A 26,040-nucleotide genomic window follows, 5' to 3' on the forward strand; every position below is an offset into this window, starting at 1 on the left:
AATATTCAATACGCAAACACCCATATATATGGGTATATGTACGCGTTTTTATTTGTAACTTTGAAGTCATATTTTCGGAACTTAATGCTATAAAATCACGATAATGACCACCACTTCGCTACAGCAATTAAAGTTTAATATTGCAATTGTCGACGACCATGACTCTGTTCTGCTTGGCGTCTGTTCATTTCTTAAAAAATACTTTATCAATGTACAAATCTCCACTTTTACAGAAGGGGCTAAACTTTTAGAACATATAAGAACTAAACCGCAAGATATTTTCATTGTGGATTTAAATCTCAAAGATGTAGAAGGATTGGAGCTTATCAAAATAATCAGAGGCATACAGTCAAATGCTAAGATTATTGTTTATAGCATGCATGAAGGGTTATGGATTATCAAATCATTACTGACACTCAATATCGAAGGGGTTGTTCTAAAATCTTCATCATTAGATTTCCTAAAGAAAGCGGTAGAAGAAGTCTACATCGGAGGAAAATTTTACTGCCAACGGTTTAAACAAATCAGTAAAGACTCGGATGATAAAGATTCTGATTCTTTTTTATTGGTAGAGGCATTCAATGATATACATTTAACCATCATCAAGCTGACTGCTCAAGGCTATACCTCGCAGGAAATAGCCACAAAAACGGGACATACTAAACAGACGATTATGTCGTATAAGAAAGACTTGTTTCGGAAACTGGGCGTAAACAGTGCCACCGAATTAGTAGGTAAAGCTATCATTCACGGTTTCATCAACAAAAAGGATATACTAAAGAAACATGAATAAGAGTTGTAACTTGCTTATAGGACTTTCCTATTAATCTTTTTTCCGGCTCTGCACAAAGAAAGTCACCGAAAGTGTATTTCCCTCTTCGTCTACTACTGTCATAGCATGCTTACCGGGTTCGGGCATTAAGGAGATTTTGTGAAAATCCTGTGTCATGTCTATATAAGCACCGTCTAAATGCCAGTAAACGGATGCTCTACGATTAGTGTGTGCCAAATCAAAAGTGATGGCTCCGGGAGTACCATCTAACTGCTTGGGCAAAAAGACATTCGCATTCATCTGCGGGTAAATAAATTGCATAGGCGAACGCATATCCTCTCCACAGCCTGGTCTGAAAGGAGGCAAGGACTTGTAATTCAAATGATGCTGTTTATAGTACCATTCCCATGCAGGGGGCAGTGTAAACCAATTGCGCAATACCACAGGCTCATTTTCTGCACAATCAGCATAAAGGCGGTATCTTTCATCTGCCGATAAAGTAACGGAATGATGATACGAACAAGGATCGGTATGAAAGCCTGCAGGAAGAATCAGTATAGAGTCGGTTTCCTCACAAAAGCGACTTTTAATATGACCAGACTTTCTGCAAACTTCGGCTTCCGTAAACTCACTATAAGGCGTTGAAAACCAATCGGAAGAAGGGAGTAAATTAAAGATATCGAACATTACAGGTCCTGCTGTTCGAGCACCTACCAAACCAGGCTTTCCTTCGCCGGCTGCATTTCCTACCCATACGCCTACAGCGTAACGAGGAGTAACTCCTACTGCCCAGGCATCGCGAAAGCCATAACTGGTTCCCGTTTTCCAGGCAACGGTTTGCATAGAGGGAATTAAACGCCAGTCTATTTCTTCGGGTCTGTTCACTTCCTTAATCGCATTAAAGGTTTGCCACACAGCACCCGGCTTAAAAAGAGGTGGTTGTGACTTGCGATTTTCTATTTCCGAAAGAAGCAGAGCGAAAGGTACTCTATCTAAGTTTTGGAGTGCTCGTGCCATATCCGCGTACGCAGCGGTTACATCCCATAAGGTGACTTCTGCTCCTCCCAGAATCAGAGAAAGTCCGTAATGGGCCGAGGGTCTGGTCAAGGTTTTTAATCCTATTTGTTTCAGAAAATCATGGAATTTAGGCACACTATATTCTCTTAGCAGATGAACCGAGGGAATATTCAATGACCGGGCAATAGCTTCTCCGGCAGGAACAGCACCTTCGAACTGACGACTAAAGTTCTGAGGAGTAAAACCATTGATATTTACAGGTATATCCGGCAACAAGGTAGCAGGCAATATTTCTCCTTCTTGCAACATTACATAATAAAGGAATGGTTTTAAAATACTTCCGGAACTACGAGGGGAGCGAATAACATCTACCTGATTTCCAAATCGTTTTTCCTCAAAACGAGCATTACCACAATAGGCCACTACTTCGCCGGTTTGCACATCAAGCACAATAGCTGCCAGGTTCTTTATGTCGCTCTTTGTAAATTCATCATTCCAGCGTTCCACCACTTCTTCTACCCGAATTTGAATCCCTTTATCAATGGTAGAGGCAGACTCCTGCCCTCTCTTTGTTTTATATAAATGGGCAACCAAGTGTGGGGCTACTTGAGGTAAAGGCAAGGGTTCATCAGGCAATTCTTCCTCCAGCGCGAGTTCGTAAGTGATATCATCTATTGTTTTCTTTTCGAATAAGCGTTTTAGTAATCTATCTCGTTTATTCTTCAAAGCTTGTCTGCTTTTAGATAAGTGCATCATGGAAGGTGAGTTGGGTAATACTGCCAAAGTAGCAGCCTCCGCCCAGGAAAGTTCCTTCGCTGCATGACCGAAATATCGCCATGAAGCAGCATCTAACCCCACTACATTTCCTCCATAAGGGGCATGAGAAGCGTACATCGCCAGAATTTCTTCTTTTGAGTAACTGAATTCCAGTCGGGTGGCAAGTATGGCTTCAACCACTTTCTCTCCCAGTGTACGTGCTTTATTCCGAGAAAGACGAATGGTTTGCATGGTGATGGTACTTCCTCCGCTCACAATGCGCTTTTGTTGTAGGTTTTGTTTAATGGCTCTTCCTACGGCAAGTGGGTTTACTCCCCAGTGTTGGTAATAGTGACGATCTTCAAATTCTATAATGCATGCTTTCAGTTTCAAAGGAACAGTATCACAAGCAGGAAAGCGCCATTGACCGTCATTCGCAATACGAGCACCCAGTAACTCACCGTTACGATCGGTTACTACTGTTGAATAAGATACATCAAATAGTTTACCAGGCAGGCAACCCATATAAAGAACAAGTAGGATGATGGCAATTAAGCAGCCAATCTTCCTACTTGTTTTCATATTTCGGAGAGTTAATCTCATTTATATTTTAATGATAACTTAATATTATATTGAACCACAGATTAACGCAGATTATCGCAGAGTTTTTAGGTTTTATTTAAACCTAATTTATTTTCATAATCTGCGATAATCTGTGGTTCAAAAATAATTAACTACCGCTCCACCACTACTCTTCCAGCCTTTGTTCTGCCCTGCGCCGATATATCATACATCGCCTCACACTGCACAGCAGGTAAAACAAATTCTCCGGCGTAAGTAGCTTGTAAACGTATGGTAATCTCCTTATATTGATTCTTTCTCAAATCAAAATAAGTAAGCACACGATCATCACGAATATCCTGATAGTCGAAGTTTCCTCTTGAGCCGGAACTTGCACCACCATAATCACTTACCATTCGTTCATTGAAGATTTCCCATCCGGATGGTATTATATGGGTAAGTGCAATATCCCTATAATCTTCTGTTCCACTGATATTGGAGATCTTCACAATTGCCTTAAAGTCAGCTCCTTGCTTAATCTTGTCGATAGCAAAAGCTTTGCCGGCCATATCTACATAACGTACTTCCAGACGCAGGTTATTGGCTATTTCGGACAAGGTATCTACTGCCAGTTGTGTACGCGAAATCAAATCAACATACAAGGCACCGCCTCCCTGATTTTTCAGAACTACTTTTCCCTTCAACGGAGAGGTAGGGATAGCCGTTTGATATACAGCCCGTTTGGATTGCACGGAAGTTTGTTTCTTTCCGTTCAATGTCCATTCAAAGTCGATAGAGCCGGATAACTTCTCTGCCAACATTCCCATTGCCATCAATGAATAAGCTGTGGATTGGGTACTAAAGTAATTGGCAGCTGAAAGATTCTTTGAAACCTTTTTCGCCTGCTCAAATGCTTTTTCATCTTGTCCCATCAACACCAATGTTTCTAAGATCATAGCCTCGTCGCGATCATAAGATCCGTATACATTGTTATAAGAAGGATAAGGTTCCACTGTTGCGGCAATATTAAATACCAGTTCATTAGCTACATTCATTTTACCACTCAAGGCATAAGCAGCCGCAAGTCTCCATTTTGCTTGTAAAGGCAGGTTAGTTACTTCTTTTAAACGGTTCATAGCTCCTTGTTCGGCAGCTCCCGCAAGGGCCAACGAATAAAGGCGATAAGCCTGTTGGTAGTCCGACTCCCAATAATAACGCTTTTCTGTTCGTTGCGAAGGTGTCCAACTCTTTGCTACATTCCGCTGATAAGCTTTCCATTTGTTTATCACATTCGGATTAACGGCAAAGCCTTTCTCGTAAGCCATTACTAAGAAGATTCCGGCATAAGTAGATACCCAATCGTTTGCATTGGTATATCCCGGCCAATACATAAAGCCTCCATTATTTAATTGGCGTTCGTATAATTTCTTAATGGCTTCCTGCACATTCTTCTTTATAACTTCCTGTTCTTTGGCAGATACATCTTTAAACATAGAAATGAACAATAAAGGCAATGCTTTGGATGTTAACTGCTCTGTACAGCAATGCTGATAAGAGTACAGATAATCGAAACGACGACTTAAATCAACGCTTGGAATCCTCGAAGTCTCCAGATTTACCCAATTATCTTTCGAGTTATTGCCTACTTCATAACTTAGCTCCACACTTTCATTGGCTTTCAGCAATTTGCTCTGGTTCAGTGTAACCATTGGGTTCGGGTTGCGAACATCTATTTCAATGGTTTCTTTGGTAGAGTGTCCGTTACCGGAAGCAGTAATCTTCACTATTTCTTTACCGGTAACAAAGCCTGTCTTTATACGGAAGTACACCAATTTGTCTCCGGTTTGAGAGAAGCTTACCTTTTGTTTTTTGCCTTCGGTCAGTTTCAGGTTATCGGATGTTTCGATTTCTACGGTTACATCTTTCACCGAATTTTCCATGGCAAATACGTTGACCGGCAATAATATATCTTCTCCTGTGCTTAATACGCGAGGTAATGTAGAAAGTATCATCAACGGCGAACGCACAGGAGTAGCTTTCTCTGCGCTTCCGTAAGCACCATCCTGACCGGCCACTACCATGGTACGTACAGAACCTACATACATGGGGAATTTCACTTTATGTGTATTACTTCCTCCACGGCCTACAGTAAAGGGACCCAGGTATTTCACTACAGGGCGGAAACGATTGGCTTTGGTATTTGCACCGCTCATTTCTTCGTCGCCACCTGTTCCGAACAGTGAACTATACTTACCGGTGAAAGCACCGATTACCTGATCGTACATATCCCAAGTAGTAATACCAAGCGCTTCGCGAGCATAAAAATCATCCCAAGGGTTGGGTGTTTTAAAGTTAGTCAGGTCGAGCAAACCTTCATCAACAATAGCCAAGGTATACGTCATTGGTTTGCCTTTCTTTTCGCTGACTGTTACGGAGAATTCTTCTTCCGGACGCAGCACGTCGGGCATATCAATTTTGGGTTCCAGTATGGTTTCCTTATTGGTTACAAACACCGGTTCCACTCCATACATACGGATAGGTAAGTCATTAATGGTTTGAGCATGTGGTTGCAACAACGTTAGATGCAAGTATACATTCGGCGCCATTTCGGGCGTTACCTTAAATTGATATTTGGTATCGTTACCGGCAGTTACATTCACCCACTCCCGATGCAATACGGAAGTTCCGTTTTCTATAGCAATCAGAGCTCTTCCGTTAGAAGAAGCCGGGATGGTGGCTGTTGCCGTCTCTCCTACCTCATAAGATTCTTTGTCGAGAGAGAAAGTTAACATGGTTACTCCACTTGGATCCGACTTATTGGAACGTCCTCTGTATTCCGGCCAGTCAATGTACACAGTACCTCCGGTAGCATGTCCGCCATCCACATCTTTCACATACACCAAGTAACGTCCCCACTCCGGATAATTGATACGAAGTTTAAATTCTCCTTTTCCATTCACAGTCCGGAGCTTTCCTTCCGCAACCGGGGTATAAGACGAATTATTTATATAAGAAGCAAAAGACTCACTGCTTCTTTCCCACCACCAACTCCAACTGATGCGATACACCTTATATTGAAGGTTGGAACGGTTCACCGGTTTTCCTTCGGAATTAACTGTTACTACATCAAAAACATGATCCTGATCTGTTTCCAGCCATCTTCCACTTGGTTGATTCAGATTAACTCCCACATAAGCATCATAAGGAGAAAAAGGCACACTCATGGTATTTATACTGGCATCTCCGCCCGGTTCATACACACGGGTGGTAATATTAGCATTCAACATTCCGGGAGCATCTTCTGCTTCGGGCACACTAAAATCGAAGGTCGCATTTCCGCTTTCATCCAATTTCCCATCAAATATCTCCATCGTATTGGTACTGAAATTCGTGGCAGGATTATTGAAATTATATTGACTGTAGTCCGAAAACTGTGTATGTACTTTTGTCAATCTCATTTCTATATCGGCTTTCAGATTGGAAGCCGTGGCACCTGTAAGCCAAGAAGAAAATAAGTTAGCTTCGAAATTACCTTTGGTTGCCTTAATAATATCATTTGGAAACTTCAGGTTAATCTTTAAACGGTTAGGTTTAATGGTTTCAATGCGTAATGATTTATAGAAGGAACTTCCTCCTACCTTTACATAAGCGCTCCATAACCCGGTTGGATCTTCCTGTTTTGTAGGAATACGGAAACTATAGAATCCGTTGACTCCCTTAGTAGAGATTTGTTTATCGTAGAATTGTCCTCTGGGGTTATACAATTCGATGGATACAGGATGTTTATCCGAAATTCTCTTCTCGCGATCTTCCAACACAAAAGAAACATGTAAGGTATCTCCCGGTCGCCATACTCCGCGCTCGCCATAGATATAGCCTTTCAAGCCTTTCTCCAGTACTTTTCCACCTGTATTAAAGCGGCTGACGGAGTTCTCTTCGCCATCTACAATTTTGAGGTATGTTTTTTGTTTGTCTTTAGATGCTACCACCACAAAAGGTTTCCCTTTCAAGTCAATCACTCCGAATCCGTTGGCATCTGTTTTACTTGTACCAATGGGTTGAAGCTGGAAATTATAAGCAATTACATCGGCTCCTTCTATGGGGTTGGTATCTACTATGTTGTTAACTGTTACCCATAGTTTATTGGTTGAGTTTGCTTTTACAATCAACCCTAAATCGCTGGCCAATACATTGCAAGACACCTTGTGTTCCGAATTCATATAATAAGAAGGATGGCAAGGATTTTCTCTTTCTTCCCATTCATATATGTTCCAATCATACCCTTCGTATTCCGGGTTATAGTAGGTACTTGGTGTATCCCATTCCGAATCGTCCAGCTCTTCTTGCCCAACGGTTAAGATACGATTCATTTGCTTTTCCGATGCTTCCGTTGCAGGTTTGGCATCGTCTCCATCGCAAGGGTAAGCGGAATATTCTTCTTTAAATGATAGCATAATCCGGTAAATGGCTCCGGGCTCTTGTGCTACCAGTCCGCTTAAATCAATGGAGTAGTCTTGCCAATGGGTTACGTTTTTTTCATTGCTTAGATGCAACGTTTTTTTGTACACCAATCGCCCGGAACGCCTCAACTCACTTGCTGTACTCAAGCTATTGTCTTGCAGAAACATCAATACATTGCTTTCGTAAATACGGATAACACTTAAGTCTACCGCATGCAGACTTACTGCACGGAAAGGAATAATCAGGTTCTTAGAATCGGGCAGTATGGTACCTTTTGCCAGTAGTTCTACCTGAGGTTTCTCTGCTTTTTCCACAAACTGAATGGTTTCTTCTTTTTCCAACCTCTTGTCATTGGTGCTGCGGATTCCGGCATGTATCTTAAGTGTCACAGATCCGCCTTTGGGAGGATCGAAGAACACATTCACTTTATTATCTTTAGGTTGAAGGCGAACATTGGAAGCACCCTCTACAGTAATTAATCCTTTTAGGTTCTGAGAGGTAGATACTGATTCGGAAAAGGTAACTTCTATTCCATTCTCCGGTTCGTACACACGCTCGGCAGACAGAAAGAGGAAACGGTCTTTGGCCGGGATGGTTATTTCTCTACTGATCTTTTTATCTACACCCAAAGTGCTGCCATCTACTTCTATCTTAATTCTGAAGTTCTCTGCTTCCTTTTTGATATCATCAATTGTAAACTCAAAATAAAGCGGACTGCTGGTAGGTGTTACTTTGGCAGTAAGTTTTTGATTGTTTGTTGTACTTACTTTAATCATCTTGTCAACATCTTCTTTGGTAATTGTTACCAAATCGCTAAACCGCAGTTCTCCTTTTACCGACACTGACTCCGAAGAAGATGCCTGAATAGACAATGATTGCATATTCATCGCAAAATCGCGTTTAACTACCTGAAAGGTAAACTCGAATTTGCGTAAATCTTTGGGAACTTCCACAAAATCGCCCAACCGAAAAGAACATTTATAAAGCGTACCGGGCTTTAGTGCGTCTTCTTCGGGAACGAACTCAATCGTATTACTATTGATCCAATAGGCTTTACCCTTCAACGAGGGTGTAAAGGAAAAGAATTTCCCTTTCAGTTCCGTATTCAACTCCACGTTGGGTTGCTCTTTGGCAAACTCTATACGAATGGTTGAATTTTGACTGATTCCCCCACCCGTATATGCACTTATATAAGGAGCATATTCATTGGAAGGAATGATTTCTTCGGTAACTTCTTGTTTACAGGAATGTATAAAAAATACAAGAATAAATGCAAAAGCGCATCTTAAGAAGTGAAGAATGTTTGTGTACGTTCTCATTATTGTTTTTATTTAATTATTTTTGCCATAGAATATGGATCGTATGACAAAGGAAAACAAAATAAGCGAAATATCAAAGCAAGGAACCGTTATAAAAAATACGGGCAGTTGGTATCAGGTTAAAACCGTTGAGGGCGAAGTGATTGATTGCAAAATCAAAGGCAACTTTCGCCTGAAAGAGATTAAGAGTACCAACCCCGTGGCTGTGGGCGATCATGTTCACATTATTCCGAATCAGGAGGGGACTGCTTTTATCGTTGAGATAGAAGATCGGAAGAATTATATTATCCGTCGTTCTTCCAATTTATCGAAACAATCGCACATTCTGGCTGCCAATCTGGATCTGTGCATGTTGATAGTTACCATCAACTACCCGGAAACGAGTACTACTTTTATCGATCGTTTTCTGGCTTCGGCAGAGGCATATCGCATCCCTGTTAAATTAATCTTTAACAAGATAGACCGTTACGATGAAGATGAGTTACGATATATGGAAGCGCTTATCTCTCTTTATACTCACATAGGTTATCCTTGTTTTAAAATATCGGCACTCAACAATGAAGGAATAGAGGCTGTTCGAGAAGATTTAGCGCATAAAGTAACCCTATTCTCGGGACATTCGGGGGTTGGTAAGTCCACACTTATTAATAAGATTCTTCCGGATGTGAATGTTCGTACGGCAGAAATTTCTTCTTATCACAAGAAAGGTATGCACACCACCACTTTCTCCGAAATGTTTGAGTTACCTCAAGGCGGGTATATCATTGATACTCCGGGAATTAAAGGTTTCGGTACTTTCGACATGAATGAGGGAGAGATTGGGCATTACTTCCCCGAAATATTCAAGACTTCGGCAGATTGCCGTTTTAATAATTGTACGCATCAAAAGGAACCGGGCTGTGCAGTACGCGAAGCAGTAGAGAAATATTATATCAGCGAATCGAGATATACTTCTTATCTGAATATTCTGGAAGATATGGAGGAAGGGAAGTATAGGGCGGCGTATTAAGCTTCCTCACTCATTCCAGAAATGTCGGCATCTGCAAAACCTTCTATCAGGTAAGTATACATCTGTTCGCGCACTACATGATTGGGGATGCTAAGTATAGCTTCTCCTGCCTCCACACCCTGTATACTCAGCAACCCAAAATAGTAGAGCAATGATTTGAAGTTATGCGGATTAGTCATCTCTTCTACCGAAAACCCATTGCTGATTATGGCGGTGGTATAACCGTTCTCTACCACTTCTCGCACTACAGAGAAGTTGGAGCCAAGATTCCTGTCTGTTTTTATCAGATGCCGTAACTTATTATAATCGGTACGAATATTTTTGTCGATCATCTCATCAGGTGGATATCCTGTACGCAGGTAATTACTTATATAATAAAGTACCATGTCGGAGTTATACATACTTTCTCCGCCCAAACTTCGCATAGCAAAACTATAATTATCATACCATGGCTTCATCTCGGCCATCATCTCGTTGGGGGTTACAGCTAACATGCCGGCAGAATGGTAATATTCCAACATTTGGCGAAGTTCAATTTCTGAAAATCCCACAACATTGTTAAACTGTGCGTCGGTAGTAAAGTTAGAGCCAATGTTGAAGCCCGATGTTACATCATCCAAAGTGATGGGACTTACTCCGGTGATAAACATACGTCGCAAAGCAGCCTCATTTTCAGAAGTCATCAGTTTAAGTACATTGAAGAAGTAACGAAAAAATCCATCACCATGTGTGGTATGGGTATAAGCATCTTTACCAATGGTAGCAAGAATACTGTTTGTAAAGTTATCGTACTCATCAATAATGAGGTAGATATGTAACCCCAAGCTTCCGGCTTGTGTATTGATGTACTCCAATTTATCGGTAGAGATAGTGAGGCTATTGAGTTCCTCACGAAAACCGGGATTAAAAAGATGCTCGTAGCGATTGCAGAAATCCAAGAACCGCATGTTGCAATGGCTTTCGAAAGATGCCTCCAAACGTTCGGGACGCGAATCTACAGCCGAAAAATTAAAGCGCAATATCAGGAATTTAGCTCGCAAATTGGTAGGATGGTTGTATATCCATTGTTCGCCAAAAAGTTCTTCGAAACGATCAGCATTATTTATATCATAATAAGAGTCAAGCATATTCACCAGCAACGTTTTACCAAAACGTCGAGGACGAATGAGAAAGAAATACAAGGCGGCTTCTTCAATCAGAGGAATAAACCGGGTCTTGTCTACATAATAATAATTATCTTTCACCAGTCGTGCATAATCACTTAGCCCGTAGGGAATACCTTTAACTTTATTCTTATTGTTGGTTGACATAGCAAGGATTTTTATTCCGAAAATCTTTTAGATGTGGTTTTGAGTTTTATGAAACGACAATAAATTATCCCTAAAATTCAAAACAGTTTCTTAAACAAAGATAGTATTTATAAAATGATTATCCACACAATTCCCCATCATATCGGCTAAAGTTCTAATCTATTGCCAACGTTTCTTTCTATCTATATGTCGATGTGCTAAAAACACCCGGGTCTTTCCCCCTAAAACATCCGGGTGTTTTGACCCGAAAGACCCGGGTCTTTTTTCTCGCAACAAACTATCATTCTACACTCTACAAATACTTCTTTCCTCTTTTTAGTATACACATTCATTCGCCACGAATACAAGGAACTTGATTGTGAAATATTTTCCATACCCACACATTTTAATGCCGCGTTAGGTGCGTGATTGGTGCGTTAGGTGTTTTTGCCCACCTAACGCACCCTAAATAACTGACGGTTAGACTGATAACCCCCAAGTGCGTTAGGTGCGTTAGGTTTTGGCAAAAAATTCCCTGTGTAACTGATGAATTTCGCGTCTCTACCCTTTTTTCCTTTCTTCAATCATTCTTTTGTATATCATTAAACCTTTTGAGTTTCCTCGAGTCTAACAAAAGGTGTATTTTTGTATCTTTAAAAAAAACAATAAAACTATTCATGGACAAAAGAGTTAAATGGGGAATCATTATCCTTATTATTGTTGGTCTGACGGGTTTGGGCCTTTACCGTTTTTTACCTAAAACCAGTACAAATAAACAAAACGAAGCTCCTGCACCACCAAGCGGACAAAGAAATGCAGGAAGATCATTAAACGTTAACGCAGTTGTCATTAAGCCACAAATGCTGGTTGATGATTACAAATCCAAGAGTATTTTATTACCCGATGAGGAGGTAGATCTTGCTTTCCAAACATCCGGACTTATCACCAATATATATTTCACGGAAGGTACAGCTGTAAGAAAAGGGCAATTATTGGCTAAGGTAAACGATGCTCCGCTACAAGCTCAACTTATAAGATTACAAGCTCAAATACAGCTTGCAGAAGATAGAGTATATCGCCAGAAGGCTCTGCTGGAAAAAGATGCCGTTAGTAAGGAAGCTTACGAACAGGTAAAAACGGAGCTGGCTATGCTGAATGCAGACATTCAGTTGATAAAGGCCAACATTGATTTAACCGAATTGAGGGCGCCTTTTGATGGAATTATAGGGTTAAGACATGTTAGTGAAGGATCTTATGCCTCTCCAAACATCATCATTGCTACTCTTACCAAAGTTACTCCTTTAAAAATAGAATTCTACGCACCCGAGAAATATGCCAACCAATTGAAACCGGGCACTAAGTTAAGCTTCACTCTGGAAAACGATTTGGGTACTTATCAAGGGCAGGTTTATGCTGTCGATTCAAAGATTGATCCTAACACATTCAGTTTTACAGTAAGAGCCATCTACCCCAACAGCAATGGTCGCATTAAGCCCGGGCGTACCGCCAACATACAAATAAGAATGTGGGAAGCCGATAACGCCATCGCTATTCCATCCGAAGCCATTGTCCCCGAATTAGGAGTAGATAAAGTATTCCTTTACAAATCGGGCAAAGCACAACCTGTACCCATTACTAAAGGATTACGCAACGAATCATTAGTACAAGTATTGGAAGGATTACAGTTTGGCGATACCTTAATCACTTCGGGAACACTACAATTACGTACCGGACTGTCTGTCATCTTAAACGAAATAGAATAACCACTGTAGCCTTATGAATATATCCGAATTAAGTATACGCCGACCGGTATTGGCTACAGTATTAACCCTTATCATCCTCCTTTTCGGGATGATTGGATATACCTCATTGGGAGTAAGAGAATATCCTTCGGTAGATAACCCCATTATCTCCGTAACTTGTTCGTACCCCGGAGCAAATGCCGATGTAATTGAGAACCAGATTACCGAACCTTTGGAACAGAACATCAACGGGATTCCCGGCATACGTTCTCTTTCCAGCGTCAGCAGTCAGGGGCAAAGCCGTATCACCATTGAGTTTGAACTTTCGGTCGACCTTGAAACGGCCGCCAATGACGTACGCGACAAAGTATCTCGTGCCCAGCGTTATCTGCCGAGAGATACCGACCCTCCTATTGTGTCGAAAGCCGATGCAGATGCGCAACCCATTCTGATGGTGGCCATTCAAAGCGACAAACGTTCTTTATTAGAATTAAGCGAGATAGCCGACCTTACCGTAAAAGAGCAACTCCAAACCATCCCCAATGTAAGTGGGGTATCTATTTGGGGAGAAAAGCGTTACTCTATGCGTCTATGGCTCGATCCGATGAAAATGGCAGCCTACGGTGTTACTCCGATGGATGTAAAGAATGCAGTCGACCGGGAAAACGTAGAACTTCCTTCGGGTAAGATCGAAGGAAATACTACCGAATTAACCATCCGTACATTGGGGTTAATGAGCACTACCGAAGAGTTTAATAATTTAGTATTGAAAGAAAGTAATAACCGCATTGTTCGTTTCAGCGATATCGGAGAAGCAGAGCTTGGCCCGCAAGATCTTAAAAGCTACATGAAGATGAACGGCATCCCAATGATTGGGGTCGTGGTCATTCCACAGCCGGGTGCCAACCATATCGAAATAGCCGATGCAGTATATGACCGCATGAAGATGATGAAAAAAGATCTTCCCGAAGATGTAATCACCAATTACGGTTTCGACAATACCAAATTCATCCGTGCTTCTATCAAAGAGGTACAAGAAACGGTTTATGTTGCCTTCGTACTGGTTATCATCATTATCTTCCTGTTCTTACGAGACTGGCGTGTTACGTTAGTACCATGTATTGTTATTCCGGTATCACTGGTTGGTGCATTCTTTGTGATGTACTTGGCCGGATTCTCTATCAATGTGCTGTCCATGTTAGCCATTGTACTTTCTGTGGGGCTGGTAGTAGATGACGCCATTGTAATGACGGAAAATATCTACATCCGTATAGAACGCGGCATGGTTCCCAAGGAAGCAGGCATCGAAGGTGCCAAAGAAATTTTCTTTGCCGTAGTTTCTACCACCATTACCTTGGTGGCGGTATTCTTCCCCATCGTATTTATGGAAGGAATGACCGGGCGACTCTTCCGGGAGTTTAGTGTGGTAATTGCCGGTTCTGTTATTATCTCTTCTTTTGTGGCATTGACTTTTACGCCCATGCTGGCTACCAAATTATTGAAAAGACAAGAAAAGAAGAACTGGATATACAATAAAACAGAACCTTTCTTCGAAGGAATGAATCGTATATACAGTAAAAGCCTGGCTATATTTTTACGAAAGAGATATATTGCTATTCCACTTGTTCTTATCACTATCGTCTTAATCGGCTATTTATGGAATACGATTCCTGCCGAGATGGCTCCATTGGAAGACCGTTCTATGGTTACCATCAGCGCCAGTGGTTCCGAAGGAGTTACTTACGAATATATGAGAGATTATGTGGAAGACCTTAACTTACTGGTAGACTCTTTAGTACCCGATGCTCGCACCATTACCGCACGCGTATCAAGCAGTAGCGGAAACATACAGGTATCGCTGGAAGATATGAAAGACAGGGACTACAGCCAGATGGATGTAGCAGAAAAATTAACTAAAGCCGTACAAACAAAAACCAAGGCTCGTGCATTCGTTCGCCAACAAACCACTTTCGGAGGGCGACGAGGTGGTATGCCCGTACAATATGTGCTTCAGGCCACCAATATAGAAAGCTTACAGAAAATACTACCCGAATTTATGGCACGGGTAAATGAGAGTGAACTATTCCGAATGGCCGATGTGAATCTTAAATTCAGCAAACCCGAAGCACGTATCAGCATAGATAGAGAGAAAGCCAACATGTTAGGTATCAGCACCCGCAGCATAGCCCAAACACTTCAATACGGACTAAGCGGACAGCGCATGGGATACTTTTACATGAATGGGAAGCAATACGAAATTCTGGGAGAAATCAACCGGCAAGATCGCAATAAGCCGGCCGACCTCCGTTCCATCTATGTACGTAGCGACCGGGGAAAGATGACCCAGATGGATAACCTGATACAGATTGATGAAGACATTGCTCCGCCTCAACTATATCGTTACAACCGTTTTGTGTCTGCTACCATATCAGCCGGATTGGCAGAGGGAAAAACCATTGGTCAAGGGCTGGATGAAATGGACAAAATAGCCAAAGAAGTACTGGATGACACCTTCCGTACAGCACTTACCGGAGACTCTAAAGAGTACAGAGATAGCTCTTCGAGTTTAATGTTTGCCTTTGTTCTTGCCATTGTATTAATCTATTTGATTCTTGCTGCACAGTTCGAGAGTTTCAAAGATCCGCTAATTGTGATGCTTACCGTTCCGTTGGCTATTGCCGGAGCATTGGTATTTATGTTGTTCAGCGGAATTACCATGAACATATTCAGCCAAATTGGTATTATTATGCTTATCGGGTTGGTTGCCAAGAATGGTATTCTGATTGTGGAGTTCGCCAATCAGAAGCAAGAAGCCGGCATGGATAAGTTTACGGCTATTAAAGAAGCATCTTTGCAACGACTACGCCCTATTCTTATGACCAGTATATCCACTATGCTGGGACTTCTGCCGTTGGCATTTGCCTCTGCCGAAGGAGCCAACCAGCGTATATCCATGGGAGTTTCTGTAATTGGGGGGATGTTGGTATCCACCTTCCTTACAATTTATATTGTACCTGCTATTTACAGTTACATTTCTACCAATCGCCTAAATAAAGAAAAGAAATGAGAAGAATTTACTTATATATATGCTTGCTTATCTGTTTGCCGGGTATTGTCAATGCACAGCAAACATATACATTAAAGTCGTGCCTTGAAACCGGATTAGCAAATAACTACTCCATCCGCATCAGTCGCAATGAAGAACAAGTCAATAAAAACAATGCTACGCTTGCCAATGCAGGTTTCCTGCCTACACTCGATCTGACGGGAAGCTACAAAGCCACCATAGACAATACCGAAACCACTGTTCGAGCCACCGGCGAGAAGGCCAAAGATAGTGGCGTATTCGATCAGACATTCAATGCAGGGCTTGCTTTAAACTGGACCATATTTGATGGCTTTAAGATTTCTACCAACTATCAACGCCTGAAAGAATTGGAGAAACAAGGAGAAACCAATACTCGCATCGCCGTTGAAGACTTCATTGCCAACCTAACTGCCGAATACTATAACCATATTCAGCAAAAGATTCGCTTGAAGAACTTAAAGTATGCCGTATCCCTCTCCAAAGAGCGTGTGCGCATTGTGGAAGCTCGCTATAATATAGGTAGTTTCTCGCGTTTGGACTTGCAACAAGCACGCGTGGATTTTAACGCCGACAGTTCTCAATATATGAAACAACAGGAGTTGCTGAACACTTCGCGCATCACCCTGAATGAGTTAATGGCCAATCATAATGTAGATGAAATGTTCTTCGTTCCGGATTCTGCCATTGATGTAAACATGACCTTGATTTACAACGATCTTTGGGAAGGAACCATGAACACCAATGCATCCCTCATTAAAGCGGAACAAAACAATATGCTGGCTCAGTTAGATCAGAAAATCGTAAACGCTCGCAACTATCCTTATTTAAGGCTCAATTCCGGTTACGGATATACCTTATATAAATATGATATAGCTGCCAACAAACAACGAAGCAATTGGGGATTCAACGGCGGAGTAACCGTTGGCATCAACCTCTTTGATGGCAACAGAAGCAGAGAGAGAAAAAACGCACGAATAGCCATAGAGAACGCGCGCTTACAACGCCAACAACTGGAACTAAATTTGCAAGCAGACATGGCCAACTTATGGCAAGCCTATCAAAACAATATCGAGGTATTAAAGCTTGAGCAGGAGAACCTGATTGCAGCCAAAGAAAACCATACAATTGCTATGGATCGGTATATGTTAGGAGATCTTTCCGGCTTCGAAATGCGCGAAGCCCAAAAGAGCTTGCTGGATGCAGAGGAACGTATCCTGACGGCTGCATACAATACCAAGTTGTGCGAAATCTCCTTAATGCAAATCAGCGGAAAAGTAATTAACTATTTAGAATAAATAAAAAAACAGTTATGAGAAGATTGTTATTATCATGCTTATTGGTAGCCTTCACTTTAGCCTGCATGAGTCAGGAAGTATCTTACAAAGACAAAAGCTCTTACAAAGAATGGTACAAGGTGGCCAGGTCATTGTCCGAAGAGTTCTTTAAAACGGAAGAAGCCAAACGAATTGCCGAGAATGTATTGCTCTATCAGCAAACCACCGGCGGATGGCCGAAGAACATCTATATACCTGCCGAACTCACCGAAGCAGAAAGAGAAGATGCACTTGCCCATAAAGACAAAGTAAATGAAAGCACTATCGACAATAATGCTACTACTACAGAGATTGTTTACTTAGCCAAAATGTACAACGCCACTTTTAACGAAAAATATAAAGACGCTGCACTCAAAGGTTTGCAATATCTCTTCGATGCACAGTACGACAATGGTGGATGGCCTCAATTCTACCCAAGGCCCAAAGGTTATTACATCGAAATCACTTACAATGACAATGCAATGATTAATGTAATGAATCTGCTTCGTTTGGTTTACGAACAAAAAGCACCGTTCACCTTTGCTCCGGAAGAATATTGCACCAAAGCCCGCAAAGCCTTCGATAAGGGTGTAGAATGTATCTTAAAAACACAGGTAAAACAAAACGGAGAACTTACCGTATGGTGTGCTCAACACGATCATATTACCTTGCAACCTACCAAAGCCCGTGCTTATGAGCTTCCGTCTTTAAGCGGACAGGAGTCTGATGAGGTTGTTATCTTATTGATGTCATTACCCAACCCTTCACAAGAAATCATCAATTCGATAGAAGGTGCAGTTAAATGGTTCGAGAAAGTAAAGATAGAAGGTATTAAAAAAGAATTCTTTACCAACAAAGAAGGTAAGAAAGATTATAAGATGGTACCTTGCATAGATTGCGATCCACTTTGGGCACGCTTCTACGATCTTGAAACCAACCGACCTTTCTTTTGCGACAGGGATGGAAAGAGGGTTTACTCCATAGCCCAGATTGGTCATGAAAGAAGAAACGGCTACTCCTGGTATAATCATGATGGATTGAAAGTATTCAAGAAGTATGCGCAATGGAAGAAGAGAAAAGAGAAAAAAAAATAAATAATTGCTACTAACCAATATGTTTGCAGGGTAGGGTTGTTAAGCACTAACAGCCCTACCCTGTTTGTTTCACAATTCCTGATTACTTTCTTGTTCGGAAAGGAACCACAGGAAGTCCGCTTGTACCATACAAATTACATACCGGATTATCTGCCCATGCATAACATGCCGCAGTAGGTATTTCTACCTCATCTGCCTGTAGAATCACTTCTTTTCCTTGAATAGAGGCTTTTGCGGGATGATATTTTCCATCCGGTCCTGCCAGAATAAATCCTTTGGGGTCACCGTCCTTAGCTACTACTTCCCGATCAAAACTAAGAATCAGTGTACGCCCAGAAATGCGATAACCTACATAAGTCGGAACGTTATAGGTACCCTTCTTATAGGTATTAGCCAAAGATACTTGCGCCAACCGTCTACCTACTTCCTGTTTGTTCTTCGGGTGGATATCATAAGCTTCACCAAGATCAATAGCACACGCCATACCTGTATTAGGCAGATGCAATGAATGTGATTGTGCCTCGCGAAGAGCTGCCCATTTAGAATCCGGTTGTACCTCCTCCGGTTTCAAATAATTAGCCAACTGCACAAAGTAGAAAGAGAAATCTTGCTTCCATGCTCTTCGTCAGTCCGTAATCATTGCCTGAAAGAGCATACTGTACTGCACATCATGCCCCACATTATTCTCTCCTTGATACCAGATAGCTCCTTTAATTGGGAATACAGTCAGAGGATGTATCATAGCATTATACAAAACAGTAGGATAGCAAGAAGTTGGATAGCCATAAGATTCGGGAGTAACTGGTCTGGCACCAGCCTCCTTCATAGACGCACCTATATGATAATTCCAGTTACCTGCCAATGAAATTTTCTTTCCATTTGCTTCCACAAACAAGTTTTGGGCATCTCCATGTATACCTCCTTCGCCTCCATAATCTATAGCACGTACGGTAATAATACCTTTTCCGGCCTTCACCAATCTTGCCGGAATTTTGTAATTGCGTAGGGTAGAGCAACCAGAGGTTTTACCGATCTCTTCACCATTAAAGTAGGTAACATCATCATCATCAATCATACTCAAACTAAGAGTAAGTTCTTTGCCTGCCCATTCTGTGGGGATTTCTACAGACTTCTGAAACCAAACAGTTCCATCAAAATTCAATCCTTTGTTTTCCCAGTAGCCTGGTAGCTCCATGGTGTTCCATCCTTCGCCTGATTGCAAAGCAGAAGTCCATTGAGGTACTTTATTTATGAATCCGGCATCATTAATGAAAATCTTCTCACGCCATTCTTCCATTTCCCGGTAATATGCTTCAATTAGCTTATCCCTGTCAAATCCTAAGCTACTCATTTGAGCCATTTTATCCTCAAAGCCCATCACTTGCTTTAAGGTTTGGTGGCTGGTCCACGATTCAGCCGGTGTTCCTCCCCACGTACAATCAATAACACCAATAGGGACATTTAATTCCTCCCACAATTTGCGTGCGTAGAAATAAGCAACAGATGAAAATTCGGGTACAGTAGCCGAACTACATTCCTGCCAACCATCCATATTCATTTCTACATTCTGCTGCGGAGTAAAAGCAATGGTCTTCTTCACCTGCAACAAACGAATGGAGGGGTAATTGGCATCACTTATTTCTTTTTCATAGTTCATTACTTTACCCCATCCGCCTACAGGCATTTCCATGTTTGATTGTCCGGAGCAAATCCATACTTCTCCTGCCATGATATTCTTTAGAGTTAGCTTTTCTCCATCGGAAAGAGCAATCTGATAAGGACCTCCCGCATCAGGAGTAAGAACTTCTATTTTAAAGCTGCCATCGGCGGCTGCCTTGGTGATATACTTTTCATTATTCCAACTTACCGTAACAGTTACCTTTTTATTGGCTTTTGTTTTTCCGGGAATAGTGAGTGTACTATTCCGTTGCACTACCATATTATTAGTAAAGAACGATGGCAATGTAATTTTAGCTTGTGCAAAGCTTGCTAAGCAAAGCAATAAGAGTGTTAATTGGTATTTCTTCATTTTTCCAGTTAATAATTAATTGTAGTAGGCACAAAAGTAGGAAATATAGGTTCTGGTTTATATTACAAATACGCCAAAAGATGATACGAATGCGCCAAATGAGTGATTTTGACCCTTTTACGCTAATTATTGAAGCATTAGTAACTACAAAAAACCACATAGACATATTACTTTTGGAGCACTTAAATATCTATCCTATTATACAATAACTAAAACTACAAATAATACAATATGAAGAACAATTATTATCCTGAATTAATAATTCGCTATTATCAATTAATCACTAAATCTATAATAAAGAAAGGAGGAAAAACGGAAAGCATTAAATAGCCCAAAATCTAAATAAAAACTTAAAAAACAATCTTTTAATCAATGGAAATATGAGTAATGAAAGTTTTCTCTTTTTAATAAAAAGAACCTTTGTGCTTTTTTCTTGTATACTATGTTTACAGACTCTTCATGCACAAAACAACAAAACCGTAACAGGAACTGTTACAGATGATACCAACGAACCTCTCCCCGGGGTAACAGTAGTACTGAAAAACACAACCGGAGGAGTAATTACCGATATCAACGGTAAATTCTCTATCAATGTAGCTATGGGAAATACATTGGCATTTTCTTATGTAGGAATGCAAACCAGCGAAATAGTTATTGACTCTCGCAACGTTTACAACATTCAGTTACAAGTATTAGCCAACGAACTTGATGATGTTACTGTAGTAGCATTCGCCAAACAGAAAAAAGAAAGTGTGATAAGTGCTATCAGCACAGTAAACCCAAAAGATTTGAAAGTGCCCAGCAGTAATCTTACTACTGCACTTGCAGGAAGAATAGCCGGACTAATTGCTTATCAACAAAGTGGTGAGCCCGGAAATGACAACGCCCAGTTCTTTATTCGTGGGGTTACTACCTTCGGATACAAAAAAGATCCGCTTATTCTTATAGATAATATTGAGTTAACAACCAATGACCTTGCCCGTTTGAACGTAGATGACATTGCCCAATTCTCCATCATGAAGGATGCCACAGCCACCGCGTTATATGGTGCTCGTGGTGCCAATGGAGTAATTATTGTCACTACCAAAGAAGGGCATACCGGAAAGCCTAAGATTTCGGTTCGCGCTGAAAGTTCTATATCTCAACCACGAAAGATGATAGATGTTGCCGACCCTATTACTTTCATGAACCTCAACAATGAAGCCGTAAATACTCGTCGGGACCTGATAAAACCCAATGGTGCACTGTTATATAGCCAAGAGAAAATAGAAAATACCATTGCAGGAACCAATCCTTATGTATACCCGGCTGTAGACTGGTATGATGAGTTATTTAAAAGCTATGCACTAACACACAGAGCCAATATGAGCTTGAGTGGAGGAGGAAGCATGGTAAGATATTATGTAGCAGCATCCTATACCAAAGACGGAGGTGTACTAAAAAATGAAAAGCTGAATAACTACAATAACAATATTAATTTGCAAAAGTATACCGTACGCTCTAACGTAAACATGGATCTAAGTAAATCTACAGAGTTTATCATAAGAGTTAATGGTAATTTCGACGACTATGTGGGACCGTTAAATGGTGGAGATCAACTCTTCAACAAAGTGATGAGAACCAGTCCGGTATTATATCCTAAAAGTTATCCGGCAATTGGAGACCAAGCAAATGCAACTCATGTACTTTTTGGAAATGCGGAAAACAGCAAATATCTGAATCCTTATGCCGACATGGTAAAAGGATATAAAGAATACAATCGCACTCTCATTGTAGCACAAGCTGAATTGAAGCAAAAATTCGATTTCCTTCTTAAAGGGTTGGAAGCCCGCATAATGGTTAGTACCACTCGTTCGTCATATAATGAAACTTTAAGGTATAATAAACCATTCCATTATCAGGCTAATGATTATGATAAGCAGACAGATACTTACCAACTTAAGCTCCTCAACACAGACGGAGAAGAACATTTGGGATACTATAAAGGTTATGAGAATGCCGAGACAACAAACTACATGGAAGCAGCCATGAGTTACAATCGTATATTCGATAAACATAGTGTAAGCGGTATGCTGGTATTTACAAGACAGGAAAGAAAAACGTCCAATGCAGAAAGTCTTCAATTATCATTACCACGCCGCAATCAAGGAGTGGCCGGACGTTTTACATACGCGTATGATTCCCGATACTTTGCCGAGCTCAACTTTGGTTATAATGGTTCCGAGCGTTTCTCTAAACATGAGCGTTATGGTTTCTTTCCTTCTGTAGGAGCCGGATATATTATCTCCAACGAAGACTTCTGGGAGCCTTTAACCAATACCATCGACAAGTTGAAGTTTAAATTGACATACGGACTTGTAGGTAACGATGCCATCGGCGATCCTAAAGATAGATTTTATTACCTGTCAGAAGTAAACATGAGCGATGGTGGACGTGGACAACACTTCGGAACGGAATTCATTAATTATAAAGACGGAGTTTCCAATTCACGTTATCCCAACCCAAACATAACCTGGGAAAAATCAAAGAAAACAAACTTTGGAATTGAACTGGGCATGTTCAATAGCGCACTCGAAATCCAGGCCGATCTATTTTACGAATATCGTACTAACATATATCAGGGGCGCTCTTATATTCCTGCATCCATGGGATTGTCGGCAGGTGTTTATGCAAATATTGGTGAAGCTTCTTCCCGTGGTATCGATTTATCCGCAAGTTATTCCATCATAAATAAAGACTATTGGATAAAAGGTATGGGAAACTTTACTTATGCAAAAGGAAAGTATGAAGCTTTTGAAGAGCCTGACTACGCTGGATTCGGTCAGCCTTGGAGGTCGAGAATAGGACAGCCCATTGCCTATAATATGGGATATATTGCGGAACGCCTGTTCATTGACGAAAATGATGTACTCAACTCTCCTTCACAAACCGGATTCAAAGGTGGAGCTATGGCAGGCGATATAAAATACAAAGACATTAACAAAGACGGAAAGATTACAGAAGAAGATCAGGTTTTCCTTGGCTATCCCAATCAACCCGAAATAACTTATGGATTTGGCGTATCTGCCGGCTATAAAGGTTTCGATTTATCTGTATTCTTTCAAGGGAATGCCAGAGTTTCATTTTTCCTTGAACCCAATAAAATCGCTCCATTTATTGATTTAACGGGACAAGAGAAGAACGATCTGGGTATCGACAGCAATTTAACAACTGTAAATAACCTACTTGCAGTAATAGCCGATGATCATTGGTCGGAAGATAACCGCAATTCATACGCGTTCTGGCCTCGTCTATCTCCTACTTTAATTGAGAATAATAATCAAAGAAGTACTTGGTGGATGCATGACGCTTCTTTTCTACGTTTAAAAACCATTGAATTAGGTTATACGCTTCCTAAAAAGTTAACTAAAAGATTAAAACTGGAAACCGTTAGACTCTATGTTACGGGCAACAACCTGATGACATTCAGCAAGTTCAAGTTATGGGATCCTGAAATGGGAAGCAATGGTTTAGGCTACCCTATCCAAAAAGTATATAACGCAGGTATTAATATTAATTTTTAGAAGAATAACATATATGAAAAAGTTGGTAAATATATTCATTGTACTATTAATGTCTTTGAATTATGGATGTTCGGACTATCTGGATGTTATTCCCGATAATTTAGCCACACTCGATATTGTATTCAACAATAAAACAACAGCGGAAAAATATCTTTTCAACTGCTACTCTTTTGTTCCTGAATATGGGAATTTATGGGATAACCCCGGCTTATCCAGTGGGCATGAAGTTTGGTATTATACAGAAAAAGGCGACGCCCGATTTTCCAATAATACCTCTTGGGGAATTGCCAGAGGATTACAAAATACCACAAACCCATTAACTAATTATTGGGATGGAGAACAAGGAGCCAAACCTATGTTCAGGGCAATCAGAGAATGTAATATATTTCTTGAGTATGTAAGAGACCGTAAGCGTGTTCCCGACTTGAGCGACAGTGAAAGAAAAAGGTGGATTGCCGAGGTCAACATACTAAAAGCATTTTACCATTACTATTTATTTCATCTATATGGTCCCATTCCCATAACCGATACTTATGTGCCGGTATCTGCCTCGCAAGAAGAAGTAAAAGTGACTCGTGTACCGGTAGATAAAGTGGTGGAATATATGGTGAAACTGATTGATGACTCTTACAACAATCTACCTCCCAAAATCTTTCTTCCGGCAACGGAGATGGGACGCTTAACTCAACCGGCTGCATTAGCTATCAAGGCCAAAATACTATTATGGGCAGCAAGTCCTTTATTCAATGGTAATACCGATTATGCTAACTTCAGGAACAAAGAAGGAGAACATTTAATCAATCAAACATACAGTCGCGAAAAATGGGTATCAGCTATGGAAGCTTGTCACGCCGCCATCAAACTGGCTGAACAAAACGGACATGCATTATATGATTTCAGCATGAATGCCGTATTTTCCATACCCGATGAAATTCATTACGCTATGAATATCCGACAAGCAGTAACCGAAAGATTCAATGCGGAATTAATATGGAGTGTAGGCAAGCAAGGCACAGGTGCACTACAAAGAAATTCTATGGCTTGTGTTATACCGGCCCTGAATCAAGGTAAGGTTACCGGAGCAATGTTACAGGCTTGTGCCACCGGAGTATTTGCTCCAACCATAGAAACTGCCGAAAGATTCTATTCGGCCAACGGAGTACCTATTAACGAAGATTTAGAGTGGATAAACAAAGGATATTACAACAATCGTTACAGCACTCAGCAAGTTCCCAATACAGAAAAGTACAACTTAAAATCGGGCTTTACCACGGCTGTATTGAATTTCAACAGAGAACCCCGTTTCTACGGTTCACTTGGATTCGACGGCTCCACCTGGTATGGCAATGGTTGGAAAGATGCCAATGATGAAAATAGCAAAAACTATGTAGATGCCAAGAGTGGAAAGAACTCTGGTGATAAATGGGCCACATTGTATTCTGCCACCGGATATTTTGCAAAGAAACTGGTTCATTACGAGAATGAAATAACCAACGACAAACAGGATATTAAGGAATACCCCTTCCCGATTGTACGTTTAGCCGATTTATATCTCATGTATATCGAAGCCCTGAATGAGTCGACAGAAGGCGAAGAAGTAAACCCGGAAGTTTACGAATACCTCAAACGCATACGCGAACGTTCGGGCTTGAAAAAAGGACTATTCGGACAGACAGAAGACATCGGTGATGTAAGAGTTGCTTGGGAAAAATACAGTAATGATCCCACAAAGCCTCTTTCTAAAGGCGGAATACGCGAAATCATCAAACATGAACGCCAAATTGAATTAGCGTTGGAAGGACAGCAATACCACGACCTTCGAAGATGGAAAGATGCTACTAAAGAACTAAGTAAACCTGTCAAAGGATGGAATGTACATGGAAAAACTGAAGAAGAATACTATAAAATAACAGTGTTGTATAATGCCAAAGCATTTACAAACAAAGAATATTTATGGCCGATCAAAGACCATGACCTCCAAATAGACAATAAACTTATTCAAACCTATGGTTGGTAATTTTAAATCT

General features: G+C 40.9%; 11 protein-coding genes and 1 pseudogene. 8 read left to right on the forward strand and 4 right to left on the reverse strand.

Annotated features, from left to right (window positions below; translation table 11 throughout):
- The first annotated feature begins 103 nt into the window (after positions 1-103).
- Positions 104-793 (forward strand): response regulator transcription factor, encoded by a 690-nt coding sequence (locus D0T60_RS08330; RefSeq protein ID WP_163217707.1) that lies wholly within the window; start codon positions 104-106, stop codon positions 791-793.
- 30 nt (positions 794-823) lie between these two features.
- Here the strand turns inward: D0T60_RS08330 and pbpC are convergent, their stop codons facing one another.
- Positions 824-3,127 (reverse strand): penicillin-binding protein 1C, encoded by a 2,304-nt coding sequence (gene pbpC / locus D0T60_RS08335; RefSeq protein WP_239059524.1) that lies wholly within the window; start codon positions 3,125-3,127, stop codon positions 824-826.
- 152 nt (positions 3,128-3,279) lie between these two features.
- A complete protein-coding gene (locus tag D0T60_RS08340; protein WP_163217709.1) occupies positions 3,280-8,886 on the reverse strand; it encodes an alpha-2-macroglobulin in 5,607 nt (1,868 codons plus the stop codon).
- Positions 8,887-8,929: 43 nt separating this feature from the next.
- On the opposite strand from D0T60_RS08340, the gene rsgA reads away from it, so the two are divergent.
- On the forward strand, positions 8,930-9,895 hold the full coding sequence (gene rsgA, locus D0T60_RS08345; protein WP_163217710.1) for a ribosome small subunit-dependent GTPase A: 966 nt from the start codon (positions 8,930-8,932) through the stop codon (positions 9,893-9,895).
- Here the strand turns inward: rsgA and D0T60_RS08350 are convergent.
- A complete protein-coding gene (locus D0T60_RS08350) occupies positions 9,892-11,205 on the reverse strand; it encodes an AAA family ATPase (protein ID WP_163217711.1) in 1,314 nt (437 codons plus the stop codon). The genes rsgA and D0T60_RS08350 overlap by 4 nt on opposite strands.
- Positions 11,206-11,861: 656 nt before the next feature.
- On the opposite strand from D0T60_RS08350, the gene D0T60_RS08355 reads away from it, so the two are divergent.
- Genes D0T60_RS08355 through pelA form a run of 4 tightly spaced genes read left to right on the forward strand, consistent with a single transcriptional unit; the run spans position 11,862 to position 18,421 of the window.
- Positions 11,862-12,947: an efflux RND transporter periplasmic adaptor subunit gene (locus tag D0T60_RS08355; RefSeq protein WP_163217712.1), complete on the forward strand. Its 1,086-nt coding sequence runs from the start codon at positions 11,862-11,864 to the stop codon at positions 12,945-12,947.
- 13 nt (positions 12,948-12,960) lie between these two features.
- Positions 12,961-15,993: an efflux RND transporter permease subunit gene (locus D0T60_RS08360; RefSeq protein WP_163217713.1), complete on the forward strand. Its 3,033-nt coding sequence runs from the start codon at positions 12,961-12,963 to the stop codon at positions 15,991-15,993.
- Entirely contained in the window at positions 15,990-17,309 is a 1,320-nt protein-coding gene (locus tag D0T60_RS08365) for a TolC family protein (RefSeq protein WP_163217714.1), read from the forward strand. Before D0T60_RS08360 ends, D0T60_RS08365 begins: the two co-directional genes overlap by 4 nt.
- A 14-nt stretch (positions 17,310-17,323) precedes the next feature.
- The gene (pelA, locus tag D0T60_RS08370) at positions 17,324-18,421 is read left to right on the forward strand and encodes a pectate lyase (protein WP_163217715.1); all 1,098 of its coding nucleotides are present in this window, start codon (positions 17,324-17,326) and stop codon (positions 18,419-18,421) included.
- Between the two features lie 82 nt (positions 18,422-18,503).
- Here pelA and D0T60_RS08375 read toward each other — a convergent pair.
- Positions 18,504-20,450 (reverse strand): annotated as a pseudogene (locus D0T60_RS08375) (sialate O-acetylesterase).
- Positions 20,451-20,830: 380 nt separating this feature from the next.
- Here D0T60_RS08375 and D0T60_RS08380 point away from each other — a divergent pair.
- Together D0T60_RS08380 and D0T60_RS08385 are read left to right on the forward strand one after the other, a co-directional pair.
- A complete protein-coding gene (locus D0T60_RS08380) occupies positions 20,831-24,013 on the forward strand; it encodes a TonB-dependent receptor (protein ID WP_163217716.1) in 3,183 nt (1,060 codons plus the stop codon).
- Between the two features lie 13 nt (positions 24,014-24,026).
- The gene (locus D0T60_RS08385) at positions 24,027-26,030 is read left to right on the forward strand and encodes a RagB/SusD family nutrient uptake outer membrane protein (RefSeq protein WP_163217717.1); all 2,004 of its coding nucleotides are present in this window, start codon (positions 24,027-24,029) and stop codon (positions 26,028-26,030) included.
- Positions 26,031-26,040 lie beyond the last annotated feature (10 nt).

This window comes from Bacteroides sp. 224, assembly GCF_010500995.1.
Lineage (GTDB): Bacteria > Bacteroidota > Bacteroidia > Bacteroidales > Bacteroidaceae > Bacteroides.